This is a genomic window from Sphaerisporangium dianthi (assembly GCF_042654065.1).
Lineage (GTDB): Bacteria > Actinomycetota > Actinomycetes > Streptosporangiales > Streptosporangiaceae > Sphaerisporangium > Sphaerisporangium dianthi.
Genome location: NZ_JBHSFP010000028.1, coordinates 79,901 through 97,045, shown reverse-complemented (window position 1 = coordinate 97,045; position 17,145 = coordinate 79,901). Strand labels below are relative to the sequence as shown.

Genomic DNA, 17,145 nt, shown 5'->3' with positions numbered 1-17,145 from the left:
ACTCCGGTACCTGACACGGCCGGAGCGGGTTACCTCAAAGGAGAACGACCATGCCCAAGCCTGCGAAGGGCGCACGTCTCGGCGGCAGCCCGGCCCACGAGCGGCTGATCCTGGCGAACCTCGCCACCCAGCTGTTCCAGCACGGCCGCATCCGCACCACCGAGACCAAGGCCAAGCGCCTTCGGCCTGTGGCCGAGCGTCTCATCACCAAGGCCAAGAAGGGCGACATCCACAACCGCCGCCAGGTCCTGACCGTGGTCAAGGACAAGGGCGTCGTCCACCACCTGTTCACCGAGATCGCGCCGACCTTCGCCGAGCGTCCCGGTGGCTACACGCGCATCACCAAGCTCGGCCCGCGTAAGGGCGACAACGCCCCGATGGCGCTGATCGAGCTGGTGACGGAGCCGCTGAACGCGGTGACGACGACCCGTACGGCGCCCGCCGCCGCGCCGGCCGCCGCCGCGCCGGCCGAGGAGATCGTCGAGCTCCCCGAGAACGACGCTCCCGTCGACGAGACCCCGGCCGACGAGGCCCCCGCAGACGCGGCTCCGGCCGAGGAGACCGCGGCGGCCGACGAGAAGCCCGAGTCCAAGAAGGACGAGGCCTGACCTCGAAGCGGCGATCCCGGGGGCTCACCGCCCCCGGGCCTGTCGGGGGCCATCGGCCCACCGAATGCTCATGGACGGGCCCAGCACACCACCTCGGTGCGCTGGGCCCGTCCGCGTTAACCGGCCCACGGCCCACGGCGCGTCGGCTCCGCGGCTTCGCGGCTCACCGGCCGCGCCGGTTGGTCTACTGGGCCCGTGTCTGCGACGTCCTGACCACCTCGGCCGGGCTGGTCTGGTGGGCTCGTGTCCGCGACGTTCTGACCACCTCGGCCGCGCCGGCTGCGAGGTCTCGTGGGCTGGTGGCTCCGACGTTCTGGTCACCTCGGCCGTCCGTGGCCGGAGGCCGGCCGGCACCGGCGACGAGCAGTACGACGGCGACTCCGGCGCTCAGGACGAGCAGTACAACGGCAACTCCGGCACTCAGGGGGAACGCAGTGCCCGCATCACCGCCCGAAGGGCCCGAGACCGCGACATCCGGCGAGGCACCGCTCACGCAGGCCACGCCGCCCAGGCAGCCCACTTCGACCACGCAGCTCAGGCAGCCCACGCCGCTCACGCCGGACAGCGCGGACAGCGCGGACATGGCGGAGCTCGTCTCCGGCGTGGCGCCGTCCCGGCCCGAGGCCGCGCCGGCCGGTTCGCCGGGGGAGGTCTCGCCGGGGGCGGGGGAGACTCTGCGCCTGCGGCTCGACCTCGGCTATGACGGCACCGAGTTCTCCGGCTGGGCACGCCAGCCCGAGCGGCGGACCGTCCAAGGCGAGCTCGAGAGCGCGCTCGGCCGCATCCTGCGCCTCGAACCCTCCCCTTCCCTGACGGTCGCCGGCCGTACCGACGCGGGGGTGCACGCGCGCGGGCAGGTCGCCCATGTCGACCTGCCCGCCGAGGCGCTCCAGGCGGTCGAGGGGCGGAGGAAGGGGGCCGGCGGCTCGATGAGCGTCTCTGAGCGCCTCGCTGCGCTCACCCGGCGGCTGGCAGGAGTCTTGCCCCCGGATGTACGGGTTCATGCCGTCAGCAAGGCGCCTGGGGGCTTTGACGCCCGTTTCTCGGCGCTCTTCCGGCGCTACGCCTACCGCGTCTGCGACTCCCCGGGAGGGGGCGACCCGCTGCGCAGGCGCGAAGTGCTCTGGTACCCGCGGCCCCTCGACGTGGACCGTATGAACGCCGCCGCGGTGCATCTGCTCGGCGAGCACGACTTCGCCGCCTTCTGCAAGAAGAGGGACGGCGCCACGACCATCCGTGAACTCCAGCGCCTGGAGTGGACGCGCGACGCCGGCGGCCTGCTCGTCGCCACCGTCGTCGCCGACGCCTTCTGCCACTCGATGGTGCGCGCGCTCGTCGGCGGCCTGCTCGCCGTCGGCGAAGGTCAGCGGCTCGTCGACTGGCCCGCCGAGGTGCTGCTCAAGGGCGCGCGCGACTCAGGGGTGAACGTCGCGCCCGCGCGCGGCCTCTGCCTCGAAGAGGTCCGCTACCCCGCCGACGACGAACTCGCCCGCCGCGCCGGCGAGACCCGCCACCTGCGCACCCTCGGCCCCTGAGCTCGTTCCCACCCGTACCGCCGTGGCTCCGCTGGACATCCACTGGCCGGGTACGCCGCCGACGCCCCTGTGGCGGGGCGCCGGCGGCCGACCGTGACACGGGCGCCGCGTGCCAGGGGCGCTGTCAGTCGGTGACGCGCTTCTCGATCACTCGGGCGGTGTAGTCGCGGAAGGCGCCGCTGACCGGGCCCAGATCCTTCTCCTGGCCGCCCGGCGTGTGGCCGTCGCTGTAGGTGGCGAAACTGAAGACGATGTAGCGTCCCCAGACCAGTCCCGCGGCGTAGCCGCCGGAGATGTCGGCCTTGTCGGTCCCGGTGCCCGTACCGCCCGCCAGACCGCGGAACCACACGGTCTTCGCGAGGTTCTTCCTCTTGTCCGCCGCGACGGCCGCCTGCTTGGTGGGGAAGACGGCGATGCCCGTCGTCACCGCGTAGCGGCGCTTGTTGTCGACGTACGTCGCCCGCAGGACCCGGGTGCACTTCTGGCGCTTCAGCGCCGTGGCGAAGGTGCTCACTGCCACCTTGTCGCAGCGTGCCGTGATGTCCACCTTGGCGCGGGTGTAGGCGCGCCCGCCGATGGTCACCCGCCGCCGCGCGAACGCCTCCTTGAGGGTGAGCTTCTTCGGGTCGGTCTTCGCCGAGTCCAGGACGGTGGTGACCGCGGGACTCGGCTCGGGGGAGGCGGTCTCGGTCGGCTCCTCGGGCAGGCGTACGTCCACCGACGGCAACGGGTCGGGCATCGTCACCGGCTTGCCGCCCGTGTTGTAGGTCTGGTAGCCGAAGTACGCCGCCGTGCCGATCGCCGCGATCGCCACGGCCACACCCGCTGCCAGCACCACCCTCTTCCCGGAACGAGGAGCCGGCTCGGCGGGTCCGGTCGCGGCGGGCGGCTCGGGCGGCGTGGCACCCGGGGGGACGAACGGAGGACGTTCCACCGCGACCTCGGACGCCGTAGGACGTTCCCCGCTCCCGAAGCTCGCGCCCATCCCGAGGCCCGTGCCGGCGCCGGGGGACGCGGAGGCGGCGATGCCGGTGGCCGGCGCGGCGCCGGAGGGCGGGGCCGACGTGACACCCGATGCGACTCCCGTTGGGGAAGCCGGTGCCGCGGCAGCCGGCGAGGCCGTCGTGACACCGCTCGCCGACCCGGCGCCGGCGCCGCCGGCAGCCGGCGGACCGGTGGTCACGCCACCGGCAGCGGGCGGACTGGTGGTCACGCCACTGGCAGCGGGCGGACTGGAGGCCATGCCATCGACCGTGGACGGGCCGGCGGCCATGCCGTCGACCGTGGACGGGCCGGCGGCGCCGCTGGACGAGAGGTGGTCGGAGGCGTCCTTGCCGTGCTTGTCGCCGGACGCGAGGGCGCCTCTGCTCTCGCGTCTGTGAGAGGTGGTGGGCGTGGCGCCCTCACCGGTCGTGGCGTCCTTCGCGGGCGAGGCGGCGCCGGCCGGAGGGAGGGGCAAGGGCGAGAGGCTCCGCGGCGCCGGCGGCAGCGGCGTGCCCGGCGCGTGAGCGGGTGGCAGCCCCGCGGCGGACGCACCCGCTCGCCGAGTTCCCTCGCCCGCACGCCGTGTTCCTTCGCCGGGCTGAGACGTTCCCTCGCGGGGCTGGGACGTTCCAGGCTGGGACGTTCTGGTGGTCTGCTGTGGCGTCTCCACGGACGCCTCGCGCGAGAGGGCGTTCCTCGGGCGTAGCGGGAGCGCGTCGCTCGTCATGGGCGCGGGCGGGAGCGGCGTACCCGGCACTCGTCCGCTCGCCATGGGGGCCGGCGGGAAAGGCGTACCCGGCACCCGTCCTGGCGTGGTCGGGCCCTCGGAGGCGTGCGCCCCCGGCGACCGGCGGTCCAGCGGGTCGAGCGACATCGGCGCGGGCGGGAGCGGAGTGCCAGGTGGAGGCGGAGGAGGCAGGGCTGCCCTCGGCGGAGGCCCGGCCTGCGAGCGCTTGATGGCAGGCATGCCCCTCACGTCATCCTGCTTCGCGACGCCGGACGCCGCTGACGTGCCGGCGCCGGCCTCGGGCGCCGACGACATGCCTGCGGAGGCCGGCGTGACGCCTGCGGAGGCCGGCGTGTCGGAGGTCGCCGGGGGGAGACCGGGAGACCCGGACGCCAGAGGCGCCGGCGGCTCGGACGGCGGCGCGGTGGCAGGCGCGGGAGGACGTGGCGCCGGGATCGTCGGCGTCGGCACCGGGGGGGGCGAGGGCGCGGGGATGGTGGGGGACGGTCTCGGACCGGGCGGGGGAACGGGCGGCGGCTGGGGCGGAGGTACGGACTCGGGCGACGTGTCGGACCGGTCCGCGCCCGGCACTTGGCGGTCGCCGTGCCCTTGCGCGGGCGACGTTCCGGGCGCCTCGGCGCCCCCGCCTGCCGGCGGGTGGGGCGGAGGCCAGACCGGGATGTCGGGGTACTGCGGCGTCTGAGGACGCCACGCGCCATCACCGGAATGGCGCCCGGCGTCCTTCGGCGCGCTGCTGGGCGGCGGTGAGGCGTCCTGCGGGCCGAACGGCGCATCCTGCGGCCGAGAGTGCGCACCCTGCGACTGAGATCGCGCGTCCTGCGGCGGCCGAGGGTGCACGTCCTGCGGCCGAGGCGGCGCGTCCTGAGGCGCCGGATGAGCGGACGCGTCCTGAGGCATGGGACGAGCGGTCGGGGCGTCCTGCGGCATGCGGGGCGAGGTCAGGGCGTCCTGCGCCGACGGGGGCGCGTACCGGGAGTCCTGAGGCGTCGGAGGCTGCGACGCCGGGGGCGACCAGTTTCCGTGACGCGGCTGAGAAGGCGCCCACGAAGCATCCTGAGGCGCAGGTGTCCTCACCGAGCCTGAGCCGTCTTGCGGCGTAAGTGGCCCTCCTGAGCCGTCTTGCGGTGCGGGTGGAGTCCACGGGCCGTTTTGCGACGCCGCGGGAGTCCACGGGCTGTCTTGCGGCGTGGGTGGAGTCCACGGGCCGTTTTGCGACGCCGTGGGAGTCCATGGGCCGTCTTGCGGCGTGGGTGGAGCCCAAGGGCCGTCTTGTGATGCGGGGGGAGTCCATGGGCCGTCTTGCGGCGTGGGCGGCGCCCACGGCCGATCCTGGGGAGTGGGCGGCGCGTCCTGGGGGACGGGCGTCGAGGGGGCCGGAGGAACGGACCAGGAGTTCGGCGGGGCGAGCGGCTCGGCGGTGCGCGGCTCGGCGGCGGGAGCCTCCGGGGGCAGGAGCACCGGTGCGGCCCACATCTGCCCCGCACCGGACACGTTGGTGGTGCGAGCGCCGGACGCGTCGAACGGCGGGGGTGACTGCCATGTCTCTGGCCCGGTCTGCGTGCCGTTCGCCGGTGCACCGCCCGCCAGGCCGCCGGGCTCGGAGGTGACCGGAGTGCCGGCGGGATACGAGAGAGCGGCCATGTCGCCGGGCCGGGGGTTGCCGGATCCGCCACCAGGTCCGGCATTTACGGACGTGTCACCAGACTGGGGATTTCCGGACATGCCAGGCTGAGGGCTCGGGAATGCGGCGGCGCCGGGCTGTGGGCTCGGAGGCAGTCCGCCGGGCTGTGGGCTCGGGGACACGCCGCCGGGGTCGGCGGCGGCGGTCGGAGTGCCGTGGGCGCCGACGGACCGGTAGTTCTGCCGGGGCGGCTGGTCGGGGTCGAACCACTCGTAGTCGAGGGGGAAACGATCAGCCGGCCGCCAAGGATCCCCGCCCGTGCCGCGCTCTGCTCCTGGCGGAGCGGAGGCCCCTGCCGAGGGAGCCGACGCGAGGCCTGAAGAAGCCGCGGGCGGCAAGGCACCGGACGCCACAGGAGCCGTGCCCCCGAAGGGCACGGCAGGCGCGTCGCCGAGGCTTCCAGGGACTGTGGTGCCGGGGGGAGTGGCAGGTGTGTTGCCGAAGGTCCCTGGGGGCGTGGCACTGGGGGGAGTGGCGGGTGGGCCGCCGATGGTTCCGGGGAGTGTGGCGTCGGCGGAGCCGGTGTCCGACATCCCAAGAGGAGTGGTGCCGATGGGGGTGGCGGGGGTGGTGCTGGACGTCCCGGCGGGTGGGGTGCCGGGGGGAGCGGCGGGTGTGGGGGGTTGGGCGCCGAGGGGTGCGGAGGCGAAGAGAGAGTCAGGGGTGCCGGAGACTCCGGTCGCCGGCTCGGGGAGCGAGGGGCGGTCCGTCAAGGCGTCGCCGGAGGCCGGGGCGGTCGTCTCCTTGGCGGAGGCGAGGCCCCTCACCTCTCTGAGAGCGGAGGATCTCACCTCCAGGGTCGAGTCGGGGTCCGTCACGCTCTGGTCGGTCCCTGGCACCCGCGGGCGTACCTGCCCGAAGCTCGGGGGTGGCGTTGAGGGAGCCCCCGAGCTTTCGGTCCCGCGTTCGTGCTCGGATCCGGAATCCTGGCCACGCATACGCGAAAGCGTATCCACAGTCGGAGATCGGCATACCGCTATGGGCGTTTCCTGGTCTAGCTCGACAGGTGGTATGTCCGGTTATCTGTGCCTATAGGGGGATTTAGTGGTTGGTTGCGCAGAGCGCGGATGCTCGGTCGTCACGGGCGCTGGTGGTCCATCGCAACAGGCGCCCGGCGGTCGATCACCACGCTCGCCCGGGGGCGATCATCATGCGTGGTGGGTGGTCGGTCGCGGCGGGCGCGGGGTCAGTTGCCGCGGGCGCCGGTGAGGGCTCGGGTGTCCAGCGCTGAGAAGACGGTCTTATCGGTGATGTCCATCGCCGCCCGGTTGAGGCGCTTGAGCTCGGCCTTGGACGGCTTGTGCCCGTCCTTGTACTGGAACCACATCAACACCAGGTAGTGACCGTGCGGCCACGCGGTGGCGTACGACTCGCCGCCGCTGCCGAGCAGCTTCGTCGCGGAGTCCTTCCCCTGGAGCGGGTTGACGTAGTCCTCCAGCTCGCCGCCGGTGCCGACCTTCGCCGCCTTCTTCGCCCCGGCGGCGGTGCTCAAGTTGGCCACACCGACCGTGCCGATGAGCTTGCCCGGCGCGTCGCGGAAGCTCGCCCGCAGGAACTGCGTGCACTTGCCCGCGGTCAGGACCTTCTGCATCTCGGTGCCGTGCACGGCCTCCTTGCACTTCTTGTCGAGCCGTCGCACGGTCATGAGGTACGAGCGCTCGCGGACGGTGATCTTCCTGTCCCCGAACACCTCATTGATCGTGAGGGGTTGCGGGTCGCTCTTGCGCGAGGCCGCGAAGCCGTACTTGCCGCCGCCGACGCGGCCCACCACGGGCGCCTGGGCCGTCGGCCCGCCGGGCGAGGGGGCGGCAGTGCCGGCCGGGGTGTCGCTCTGGCTCATGACGAAGACGCCCGCGACGATCACGGCGACCAGACCGACGATGCCGCCGAGCACGAACAGCGGGGCACGGGAGGTGCGCGGCCCGGGCTCCGGCTCGCTTCTCCTGTCCTTCTTGGGAGGCGGCGGCACGGACGCCGCGGTCTCGCCGCCGCGCTCGGCGGCGGTCTGCCCGCCGCTCTCGTACGGAGCCCGCTCGCCGGCCGCGTTCCACGGCCGCCCGGTCTCGGACGACGCGGTCGGGGCCTGCGCCCGCGTGCTCTCGAAGGAGCCCGTCGTCCGCGGTGGCGTGGTGGGGAAGGGGCCGGTCTGTGACGGGGGGGAGGGGAAGGGGCCGCTCTGCGGCGGCGTGGTGGCGAAGGGGGCGCCCTGTTGCCGCGCGGGAGGCTCGAACGGGTGGCGGCCGAGGTCTTCGAAGGGACGCGGCTGTGCCTGGCGGCCGCTGAGCGGGCCGCTTTCGCGCGGCTCGAAGGCGCCGCCCCGCGCTTCGCCGTATGCGCCGTCGCGGGCGGGCGGCTCGCCGAAGCCGCCTTCGCTGGGAGGGGTGAACGCGCCGCGTGCCCGCGGGACCTCGAGGTGCCGGACGTCGCCCTCAGGTTCGGGGAAGGCGGCCTGCTCGGGGAATGCGGCGCTGCGAGGCGTGCCGTACGTGCGGCCGAGGCCGAAGGTGGGGTCGCCCGGGCCGCCGAACGCGGGGTCGCCGTACGAGTGCCGCTGCCGTTCGTCGGCGCGGGCCCACGAGGGCTGGTCAGGGCCGGGTTCGGGCGCGACGGGCCATGACCCCGACTCGCGGGCGCTCTCGCGCGGCTCTGTCTCGGGCTGGAGGTCGCCGGTCTGCCGAGGTGTCTCGTACGGCTGGTAAGGCTGGCGGCGTGGCTGTCGATCCCCGGGGTAACCCATGCGCCGAGACTAGCCCGGCACGACGACATGACAGGTCAGGAATAGCCGAAGTCCTGTGTCCACCATGTGTCGCCCGAACCGTAGGCCACCCCCACGCCGACGGTGGTGATGCGGCAGTTCAGGATGTTGCGGCGGTGCCCGGTGTTGGCCATCCAGCCGCGTACGGCCTCCTCGGCGGACTGGTAGCCGCGGGCGATGTTCTCGGCCGCGCTGTTGCCGTATCCCGCCCGGGCCATGCGGTCCCACGGGCTGAGCCCGCCGGGCGAGGTGTGGCCGAAATAGCCCCTCGCCGCCATGTCGCGGCTGTGTGCGCGCGCGGACCGGGTGAGGCGCTGGTCGGCGCGCAGCGGCGCGCACCCCCGCATCGTCCGCTCTCGGTTGGTGAGGCGGACGGCCGCGGCTTCCAGTTGTGCGGCGGGGGGAGCCTCGTCGGACGTCGGCTGCTCGGCGTCCCGGCCTCCGGCCGCGCCGACGCTCGTGCCGGCCGGCATCTCGCCCCCCGAGCCGTCGATGGCCTGGCGCCGTTCGGCGACCGTCGGAGTGGAGCGCGGACGTGGGTCGGCCGTGGGGGAGACGTACGGGCGGGCGACGTGACCGAGCGGCGCCCGGACGGAGGACGTCGCGGTGGGCTCCGGCGCGGCGAGCATCCGGGTGACGGACGGCGCGGGCGTGCTGTTCTGGAGGTACACCTCGCTGGGCCGGTCGGCGTCGTCGAGCCAGACGACCGCGAAGCCGGCGAGCAGGGCCAGTGTCAGGCATGCCAGCAGACCCACGCGGGCCCGCCTGTGGGGGAACCGCTGGGTGTGCCGTAGGTGAGGACGCTGACACATACCGCTGCCAATATAGAGAGGTCAGCTCATGTTAAAGAAGAGACGCGAGAGACTGGTTTTCGTTGGGGCATTCGTCCGATCACCCAGTAGACTGAGCGCGCGGACCCGTTGTGACGGTCCATGCGTCGGCGTCGTCGTTTTGACCCGGGCCTGTCACAGGCGGTAGTCTGCAGATTCGTTGTGTGCGAATCGGTCCATCGTGACCGAAGCGCGGCGCGTCCGGCGTCATCTCCCTGCTCGTGGAGACGGAAGGTCTGGGCTGTCGTGCGCCCGCCCATGACCTCCGCCAGAGACGCCAACCCGACAGAAGGCTTTCCACCGTGCGCACGTTCACCCCTAAGGCCACCGACGTACAGCGTCAGTGGTACGTCATCGACGCCACCGACGTCGTGCTGGGTCGGCTGGCCACCCAGGTCGCGACGCTGCTCCGCGGTAAGCACAAGCCGATCTTCGCGCCGCACGTCGACACCGGCGACTTCGTCATCGTCATCAACGCCGACAAGGTGGCCCTGACCGGCAACAAGCTGCAGCAGAAGAAGGCGTACCGCCACTCGGGTTACCCGGGCGGTCTGCGCTCGGTCTCCTACAGCGAGCTGATGGAGAAGCGGCCGGACCGGGCCGTGGAGAAGGCCGTGAAGGGCATGCTCCCCAAGAACTCCCTCGGCCGGAAGATGGCCAAGAAGCTCAAGGTGTACGCCGGTTCCGAGCACCCGCACCTGGCGCAGCAGCCGGTGCCGTTCGAGATCACCCAGGTCGCCCAGTAGTCGCACACCGTTGGCCGACGGCTGACGCGAGATCGAAAGTTAGAGGAGAACCGTGGCCGAGCCCACCGGTGTCGAGACGCCCCTCGAGGGCGAGCTGGACATTGCGGACAACAACTCCGAGGAGTTCCCGTCCGAGTACACCAGCGAGTCCGCTCCCAGCAGCGAGGTCGCCGCACGTAAGCCCATCACCACGGGCAACTCTTACGGCACCGGCCGCCGCAAGGAGGCGATCGCCCGGGTTCGCATCATGCCGGGCACCGGCAAGTGGACCATCGAGGGCCGCTCGCTGGAGAACTACTTCCCGAACAAGGTCCACCAGCAGATCGTCAACGAGCCGTTCGTGACGCTCGGCGCCGAGGACCAGTTCGATGTCTTCGTCCGCATCGACGGTGGCGGCGTGACCGGTCAGGCCGGCGCCGTGCGCATGGGCCTCGCCCGCGCGCTCACCGCGCTGGACACCGAGGTCAACCGTCCGCCGCTGAAGAAGGCCGGCTTCCTCACCCGTGACGCCCGTGAGACGGAGCGGAAGAAGGCCGGTCTGAAGAAGGCCCGTAAGGCTCCGCAGTACAGCAAGCGTTGACGGGTCGGCTCTTCGGCACCGACGGGGTTCGTGGGGTCGCGGGTCGCGACCTCACGGCCGAGCTCGCCATGGACCTCTCGGTCGCGGCGGCTCACGTCCTCGGTGATGCCGGCGCGTTCGAGTCGAGCGTCGGGCGGCGTGGCCGCCCGGTCGCCGTCGTGGGCCGGGACCCGCGTGCCTCGGGGGAGTTCCTCGAGGCCGCCGTGGTCGCCGGCCTCGCGTCGTCCGGTGTGGACGTGCTGCGCCTCGGCGTGCTGCCCACCCCGGCCGTCGCGTATCTGACCTCAGCCCTCGGGGCCGACCTCGGGGTCATGATCTCCGCATCGCACAACCCGGCCCCGGACAATGGGATCAAGTTCTTCGCCCGGGGCGGGTACAAGCTGCCCGACGCGGTCGAGAACGACATCGAGCAGCGGCTCGGCGAGAAGTGGAGCCGTCCGGTCGGCGCGGCCGTCGGGCGGGTGCGTGAGGCGTACGGCGAGGCCGACCGTTATGTCTCCCACCTGCTGGAGACGTTGCCGGGACGCCTGGACGGCCTGCGGGTGATCGTCGACTGCGCGCACGGCGCCGCGCACATGGTGGCGCCGGAGGCCCTGCTTCGCGCGGGGGCCGTCGTCGAGACGATCGGCGCCTCACCCGACGGCCTCAACATCAACGAGGGCGTCGGCTCCACCCACCTCGACGCGTTGCGCGAGGCGGTCGTGGAACGCGGGGCCGACGCCGGCATCGCCTACGACGGCGACGCCGACCGCTGCCTGGCCGTGACGGCGTCCGGCGAGATCGTGGACGGCGACCAGATCATGCTGGTGCTGGCGCTGGCCATGCACGAGGCCGGCACCCTGGCCAAGGACACCGTCGTGGCCACCATCATGTCCAACCTCGGCTTCAGGCACGCCTTGACCAAGGCCGGGCTGGCCATGGTGGAGACCGCCGTCGGCGACCGCTACGTCCTTGAGGCCATGCAGGCGGGCGGGCACAACCTGGGCGGTGAGCAGTCAGGGCACGTGTTGCTGCTCGACCACGCCACCACGGGCGACGGCCTGCTCACCTCGCTGCACCTGCTCGCCGAGGTCACCCGATCGGGCCGCTCGCTCTCCGAGCTGGCCTCGGTCATGACGCGGCTGCCGCAGGTGCTGGTGAACGTCCGGGACGTCTCCAAGGCCAAGGCGGCCGGCTCGCAGGATCTCGCCGCCGCCGTGGCCGCCGCCGAGGAGTCGCTCGGTGACGGCGGCCGGGTGCTCATCCGGCCGAGCGGCACCGAGCCGATGGTCCGGGTGATGGTGGAGGCCGAGTCGCAGGACGAGGCCGAGGCCATCGCGGGCAAACTGGCCGAGGTCGTCCGCACCACCTGCGCGTAGACGGCCACCGCGGCCGCCTGCCGACGTCCCCCGTACGACCTCGTCGTCCGGGGGACGTTCTCATGTTCAGGCGTGGGCGCGCAGCGCCGCGGTGAACCACTCGAAGGCCGCGAGGCTGGAGGGGAACGGCGGGCGGCCGTTGAGCACGCCCATCAGCTCCCAGTAGCGCTCGACCCGGCGGTCGGCGAAGGTCTCCAGCCGCTCGGCCAGCTCGGCCCGCTCATCGGCCGGCAGGTCCGGCGCGACGATGCGGTCGAGCACCTGCCGGGCGTCCGGCGATCCGGGATCGATGCCCGCCGACACCGCCGCCCCTGCGTGCTCGATCACCGGCTGCGGGTCGTACGGCTGCGCCTGGCCGCCGGCCTCGGCGCCCGCCAGCGCCATCTGCCGGACGCGCTGCAGGAACGCGGCGTCGGAGATCAGCGCGTCGAGCTCGGACCACGCCGCGCTCAGCTCGGTGTCCGGCTCCTGCGCCGGCTCGGCCGGCAGCTGCCGCATGGCCTCGGCGATGCCCGCGCCGGGGGCCTCGGGGCTGATGCCCGCGAACGCCTCGCCGACGAAGCCGTCGATGATCCGCTGCCGCTCTGGTGCGGACAGGTTCGCCAAATCGTGCATGTTTCCTGGTCTCCTCAGTCATGTCGTCGAAGTACCGCTCCGGGCGATGCTTCGAGGACCAAGACTTCACCCTCCAGTCGGTGGAGACTCAACCGCTTTTCTCGCCAGGGGTGATTTAGGGTTGCTGGTCGTGGTTCGTAGGCGCAGGTACCAGGTGATAGCCGTCATCTCCCTTGTCGGAGGTGTCCTCGTGACGTGGATGCTGACGGCCACCGGTACCGACGGTGACTTCTTCCGCTCGCTGCTGTATCCGTGGACGTGCGCGGGGGTCCTGCTGTTAGGGCTGGTCCTGGGCGCCGTCGTGCCGGTCCGCAGCGCGGTCGCCGTCCTCGTGCCCTTCTCGATCCCGCAACCACTGCTGGCCGTGTGGGACGGCATGACGCCGCACCCGGACGGGGAAGGCGGCATGTGGGCGCTCGGCTTTGTGATCTCGACGCTGCTGCTGGTCTTCTCGGTCGGCTGCGTCGCCATCGGCGTGTGCGTCCGCCTGATGTTCCGCCGCTGAGCGGGCTGCGACGGCCGGGGTCGGTGAGCGGGGCCGGACGGCACAGGGAGCATGAGGTTCTCGGTTCTGCGGGGGGCGACAGGCCCGGTGGGTGCCGCCGAGCATAGGACGGCCCTCGAGCCGAAATCAATAGTTGACGAAGTTAAATATTGACCCTACGTTTCGGCTATGTTTCCCCCGAACAGCACGGGCTCGCTCGCGGCGGCAGCGGCGGCGGCGACGGTGTTCACCACCGTGCCGCCTCCCGTGCCGCCTGCCGTGCCGTCTCAGGGTCCACTCACTCGGGTGTCCCTCGCGTGCCGGCTCGCACTCCTGTCCAGGCGCCGGATACCTCCGACGAATGGACGTGTCGAGCAGCCGCGATGAACGGCCGGTCGATCATCGTTCCCTGACTCCTCCGGCCGCCACCGTCCGCCATTTCGCAAGCAGGCACCACCCGCCCCTCAACCAGGAGGTGTGACTGTGAAGTCACCACTTGGAGTGGACTAATGGAGATCACGACGCGGCGTCCCGGCCCGTCGGCCCACGCGGCCGAGCCGCCGGGCCGGCCCTCCCGGCGCCGGGGCGCGCCCGCGCGCTATCTGCGGAGCCGCTGGGGCGAGGCGCGGCGGTCCTGGCGGCAGTACTGGCAGCTGTACCTGCTGGTGATCGTGCCGGTGGCGTACTTCGTCATCTTCAAGTACGTCCCGATCAGCAACGCCGTCATCGCGTTCAAGGACTACAACGTCATCGCGGGCCCATGGGGCAGCGAGTGGATCGGGTTCGCGAACTTCGAGCGGTTCTTCGGCAACCCGGTCTTCGGCACGCTGCTGAAGAACACCTTCGTCCTGGCGTTCTACCTGGTGCTGGCGAGCTTCCCGATTCCGATCATTTTGGCCATCGCGCTGAACGAGATCCGTGACGGCCTGTTCAAGCGCTCGGTACAGATGATCACTTACGCACCCTACTTCATCTCCACCGTCGTGGTGGTGTCGATGACGATCCTCATCCTGTCGCCACGGCTCGGCATCGTGAACGACGGGCTCGGGCTGTTCGGGATCCCGGCGATCGACTTCCTCGGCGATCCGCAGTACTTCCGGCACATCTACGTCTGGTCCGAGGTCTGGCAGACCACGGGCTACTCGGCGGTCATCTACATGGCGGCTCTCGCCGGCATCGATCCGGCGCTGCACGAGGCCGCCAAGATCGACGGAGCCAGCCGGATGCAGCGGATCTGGAACGTCGACCTGCCGGGGATCATGCCCACCGCCGTGATCATCCTGGTGCTCGGCGTGGGGAACATGATGGCGATCGGGTTCGAGAAGGCCTACCTGCTGCAGAACGACCTGAACCTGGCGCAGTCGGAGATCATCCCGACCTACGTCTACAAGACCGGCCTGGTGAACGCCGACTTCAGCATGGCGACCGCCGTCGGGCTGTTCAACTCGGTGGTCAACCTCTGCCTGCTGCTGTTCGTCAACGTCGCCGCCAAGCGGATCACCGGAAAGGGACTGTGGGGATGAGCGCGCTGACGACGTCGGCCCTGTCCAGGCTGCGACGGAACCCGGTGGCGGGCGAGAGGATCCGCGAGCCGTTCCGCGACCGCGTGTTCGTGATCGTCGTCACGAGCATGCTGGCGGTGATCCTGGCGCTGGTGCTGCTGCCGCTGGTCTACATCGTCGCCAGCTCGTTCAGCAGCGCGGGCGCCGTCTCCTCCGGCAAGGTGTCCTTCTGGCCGGTCGAGTTCTCGCTGCGCGCCTACGAGGTCGCCCTGAGCAACCCGCAGGTCCTGCAGGGGTACTACAACTCGCTGGTCTACGCCGTCGCCGGCACCGTCATCAGCGTCACGCTGACCGTCGCCGTCGCCTACCCGTTGTCGCGCAGGACGTTCTTCGGGCGCAACGTGCTGATGACCGGCCTGATCTTCACCATGCTGTTCTCGGGCGGCCTGATCCCGACGTACATGGTGGTCCAGGACCTCGGGATGCTGAACACCCGCTGGGCGCTGCTGATCCCCAACGCCATCGGCGTCTGGCAGGTGATCATCGCGCGCACGTTCTTCGCCAACGGCATCCCCGAGGAACTGCACGAGGCGGCGACGCTGGACGGGGCCAGTGAGCTGCGATATCTGCGGTCGGTGGTGCTGCCGCTTTCGAAGCCGCTGCTGGCCGTCCTCGCGCTGATGTACGTGATCTTCCAGTGGAACACCTACTTCGACGCCCTGATCTATCTCAAGGATCCCGACCTCTACCCGTTGCAGATCGTGCTCAGGAACATGCTCATCCTCAACACGACCAACGGCGGTTCCACCGACCTGGCGCAGCAGCTCGAACAGCAACAGCTCGCCAACGTCCTGAAGTACGCCCTCATCGTCGTCTCGAGCCTGCCCGTACTGATCATCTACCCGTTCATCGCCCGCCACTTCACCAAGGGCGTGATGGTCGGCGCCGTCAAGGGCTAGCGGTAACTCACGATTGGAAACACGCATGAAGAAGCGCACCATCAAGAAAGTGGTCGCTGCGCTGACGGGCGCCACGGCACTGGCCGCGGCAGGGTGCAGTTCCGGCGGTGACGGCGGCAGCGGCGCCAAGCCCGAGTTCGGCGCCGACGGCAAGGTGATCCTGGACGTGTTCTCGCCGGCCGACCCGGACACGAAGCTGGACACCAACACCGTGTCGAAGCAGATGAGCGACAAGTTCAAGATCCAGTTCCGGTTCCAGACCACCACCTTCGACGCCGGGCCGGCCAAGGAGAAGCGCCAGGTCGCGCTCGCCAGCGGCGACTACCCCGACCTGTTCTTCCTGATCCCGTGGGTGGACGGGTTCACCCAGCCCGAGGTGATGAAGCTCGGCAAGCAGGGCATCGCGGTGCCGCTGGAGAAGCTGATCAAGGAGAACGCGCCGAACATCCAGAAGGCGCTGGACTCCAACAAGACGCTGAAGGAGATGTCGGTCGCCCCGGACGGCCACATCTACGCCCTGCCGCAGTGGGCCGACTGCTTCCACTGCACGTATCCGGACAAGCTGTGGATCAACAGCACCTGGCTGAAGAAGCTGAATCTGCAGATGCCGAAGACCACCGAGGAACTGCGCTCCGTCCTGAAGGCGTTCAAGACGCAGGACCCGAACGGCAACGGCAAGGCCGACGAGATCCCGATGACCACCGACGCCCGCGACAGCAGCCTGATCGCCTACCTGATGGGCGCCTTCGCCTACGACCCGGTCGGCGCGAACAACGGCGTCAGGTCGCTGCTGGTGCTGAACGGGGACAAGGTCGACACGCCGGTCGACAAGGACGCCTGGCGCGAGGGTCTGAAGTACATCAACTCCCTGTACAAGGACGGCCTGATCGACCCGGCCTCCTTCACCCAGAACCCCGAGACGCTGCAGGCTCTCGGCAACAACCCCTCGGCCGTCCAGATCGGCTCGTCGCCCGTCCTGCACCCCGGCATCTTCGTCCAGCTGGGCTCCAAGGACGGCCGTGACAAGCAGTACGACGCCGCGCCGCCGCTGACCGGCCCCGGCGGCAAGAGCTACACCGGGCTGCAGTACCCGACCTCCAACGGTTACACGTTCATGCTGACCAACAAGGCCAGCAAGGAGGCCCAGGTCGCGGCGATCAAGATGCTGGACTACATCTACACCGACGAAGGCCAGCTCGCGGCGTGGGCCGGGCCCGAGGGCGTCGGCTGGCTGAAGCCGGAGCCCGGCGACGTCGCGCTCGACCCGGCGACCAAGCCGATGTACAAGCCCCCGCTGATGGCGTCGGTCCCGAAGAACACCGCCTGGGGCGCGCTGGCGCAGTACAACAACACCCTCGCGTTCCGCAACGCGCAGGTCGTGCCGGAGGACATCTACGCCGAGACCGGCTACGAGCGGCGGCTGTTCCAGGCGACGAAGCTGTACGAGGGCCACGAGGACAAGACGCAGTTCTTCCCGGCCGCCTCGGTCTGGGTCGACCCGAGCGCCAGCGCCGAAATCGCGACCCTGAAGACCAACCTCGACAGCTATGTCACCCAGGCCCAGCTGGGCTTCATCACCGGTTCGAAGAACATCGACACCGACTGGGACGCCTTCGTCAAGGGTCTCGACGGCGTCGGCATCAAGCGCTACCTGGAACTGAACCAGCAGGCCTACGACAAGTACAAGACCGGCCGGTGACCCCCACGCCCCGACCGGCCCGCGCCGGACGCGGAGCGGGCCGGCGGGGCATCCTCCCGGC

At 71.1% G+C, this 17,145-nt stretch carries 14 protein-coding genes; 9 read left to right on the top strand and 5 right to left on the bottom strand.

The genetic code is table 11. From position 1 onward, the window contains the following. Nucleotides 1-50: 50 nt before the first annotated feature. Entirely contained in the window at nt 51-608 is a 558-nt protein-coding gene (gene rplQ, locus ACFO60_RS30670; RefSeq protein ID WP_380847179.1) for a 50S ribosomal protein L17, read from the top strand. Nucleotides 609-792: 184 nt separating this feature from the next. On the opposite strand, the gene ACFO60_RS30665 is transcribed toward rplQ, so the two are convergent. Next, nucleotides 793-1,191, bottom strand: coding sequence for a hypothetical protein (locus ACFO60_RS30665; RefSeq protein WP_380847176.1), 399 nt, complete (start codon nt 1,189-1,191; stop codon nt 793-795). Here ACFO60_RS30665 and truA point away from each other — a divergent pair. Then, nucleotides 1,190-2,143, top strand: a complete 954-nt coding sequence (gene truA, locus ACFO60_RS30660; protein ID WP_380847173.1) for a tRNA pseudouridine(38-40) synthase TruA — start codon at nt 1,190-1,192, stop codon at nt 2,141-2,143. The two genes, ACFO60_RS30665 and truA, sit on opposite strands and share 2 nt — an antisense overlap. Before the next feature lie 124 nt (nt 2,144-2,267). On the opposite strand, the gene ACFO60_RS30655 is transcribed toward truA, so the two are convergent. From ACFO60_RS30655 to ACFO60_RS30645, 3 genes are all read right to left on the bottom strand, one after another. Further along, nucleotides 2,268-3,602, bottom strand: coding sequence for a hypothetical protein (locus tag ACFO60_RS30655; RefSeq protein ID WP_380847170.1), 1,335 nt, complete (start codon nt 3,600-3,602; stop codon nt 2,268-2,270). 3,140 nt (nt 3,603-6,742) lie between these two features. Continuing rightward, the gene (locus ACFO60_RS30650) at nt 6,743-8,293 is read right to left on the bottom strand and encodes a hypothetical protein (RefSeq protein ID WP_380847167.1); all 1,551 of its coding nucleotides are present in this window, start codon (nt 8,291-8,293) and stop codon (nt 6,743-6,745) included. Between the two features lie 35 nt (nt 8,294-8,328). Further along, nucleotides 8,329-9,066 carry a CAP domain-containing protein gene (locus tag ACFO60_RS30645; protein ID WP_380847164.1) on the bottom strand — a complete coding sequence of 246 codons (738 nt, stop codon included), beginning with the start codon at nt 9,064-9,066 and terminating at the stop codon, nt 8,329-8,331. A 377-nt stretch (nt 9,067-9,443) separates the two neighbouring features. Between ACFO60_RS30645 and rplM the strand changes: the two genes are divergently transcribed. From rplM to glmM, 3 genes are read left to right on the top strand one after another with little or no spacing between them, the layout of a single operon-like run. Further along, the gene (rplM, locus tag ACFO60_RS30640; protein ID WP_380847161.1) at nt 9,444-9,887 is read left to right on the top strand and encodes a 50S ribosomal protein L13; all 444 of its coding nucleotides are present in this window, start codon (nt 9,444-9,446) and stop codon (nt 9,885-9,887) included. Nucleotides 9,888-9,939: 52 nt separating this feature from the next. Beyond that, the gene (gene rpsI / locus ACFO60_RS30635) at nt 9,940-10,467 is read left to right on the top strand and encodes a 30S ribosomal protein S9 (RefSeq protein WP_380847157.1); all 528 of its coding nucleotides are present in this window, start codon (nt 9,940-9,942) and stop codon (nt 10,465-10,467) included. After that, nucleotides 10,464-11,825 (top strand): phosphoglucosamine mutase, encoded by a 1,362-nt coding sequence (gene glmM / locus ACFO60_RS30630; RefSeq protein WP_380847155.1) that lies wholly within the window; start codon nt 10,464-10,466, stop codon nt 11,823-11,825. Before rpsI ends, glmM begins: the two co-directional genes overlap by 4 nt. A 66-nt stretch (nt 11,826-11,891) precedes the next feature. On the opposite strand, the gene ACFO60_RS30625 is transcribed toward glmM, so the two are convergent. Next, nucleotides 11,892-12,440 carry a hypothetical protein gene (locus ACFO60_RS30625; protein WP_380847152.1) on the bottom strand — a complete coding sequence of 183 codons (549 nt, stop codon included), beginning with the start codon at nt 12,438-12,440 and terminating at the stop codon, nt 11,892-11,894. Nucleotides 12,441-12,630: 190 nt separating this feature from the next. Here ACFO60_RS30625 and ACFO60_RS30620 point away from each other — a divergent pair, with 190 nt between their 5' ends. The 4 genes from ACFO60_RS30620 to ACFO60_RS30605 all read left to right on the top strand — a co-directional run bounded on the left by ACFO60_RS30620 (nt 12,631) and on the right by ACFO60_RS30605 (nt 17,084). Then, the gene (locus tag ACFO60_RS30620; RefSeq protein ID WP_380847149.1) at nt 12,631-12,945 is read left to right on the top strand and encodes a hypothetical protein; all 315 of its coding nucleotides are present in this window, start codon (nt 12,631-12,633) and stop codon (nt 12,943-12,945) included. Nucleotides 12,946-13,433: 488 nt separating this feature from the next. After that, nucleotides 13,434-14,447: an ABC transporter permease gene (locus ACFO60_RS30615; protein WP_380847146.1), complete on the top strand. Its 1,014-nt coding sequence runs from the start codon at nt 13,434-13,436 to the stop codon at nt 14,445-14,447. Beyond that, the gene (locus ACFO60_RS30610; protein WP_380847143.1) at nt 14,444-15,385 is read left to right on the top strand and encodes a carbohydrate ABC transporter permease; all 942 of its coding nucleotides are present in this window, start codon (nt 14,444-14,446) and stop codon (nt 15,383-15,385) included. The genes ACFO60_RS30615 and ACFO60_RS30610 overlap by 4 nt, the downstream gene beginning before the upstream one ends. A gap of 25 nt (nt 15,386-15,410) precedes the next feature. After that, the gene (locus ACFO60_RS30605; protein ID WP_380847140.1) at nt 15,411-17,084 is read left to right on the top strand and encodes a type 2 periplasmic-binding domain-containing protein; all 1,674 of its coding nucleotides are present in this window, start codon (nt 15,411-15,413) and stop codon (nt 17,082-17,084) included. Nucleotides 17,085-17,145 lie beyond the last annotated feature (61 nt).

Excerpts from the sequence above, each read along its gene's own strand:
- rplQ (WP_380847179.1), top strand. The coding sequence starts at position 51 with ATGCCCAAGCCTGCGAAGGGCGCACGTCTCGGCGGCAGCCCGGCCCAC.
- truA (WP_380847173.1), top strand. The coding sequence starts at position 1,190 with ATGGCGGAGCTCGTCTCCGGCGTGGCGCCGTCCCGGCCCGAGGCCGCG.
- ACFO60_RS30665 (WP_380847176.1), bottom strand. The coding sequence starts at position 1,191 with ATGTCCGCGCTGTCCGCGCTGTCCGGCGTGAGCGGCGTGGGCTGCCTG.
- ACFO60_RS30650 (WP_380847167.1), bottom strand. The coding sequence starts at position 8,293 with ATGGGTTACCCCGGGGATCGACAGCCACGCCGCCAGCCTTACCAGCCG.
- ACFO60_RS30625 (WP_380847152.1), bottom strand. The coding sequence starts at position 12,440 with ATGCACGATTTGGCGAACCTGTCCGCACCAGAGCGGCAGCGGATCATC.
- ACFO60_RS30615 (WP_380847146.1), top strand. The coding sequence starts at position 13,434 with ATGGAGATCACGACGCGGCGTCCCGGCCCGTCGGCCCACGCGGCCGAG.
- ACFO60_RS30610 (WP_380847143.1), top strand. The coding sequence starts at position 14,444 with ATGAGCGCGCTGACGACGTCGGCCCTGTCCAGGCTGCGACGGAACCCG.
- ACFO60_RS30605 (WP_380847140.1), top strand. The coding sequence starts at position 15,411 with ATGAAGAAGCGCACCATCAAGAAAGTGGTCGCTGCGCTGACGGGCGCC.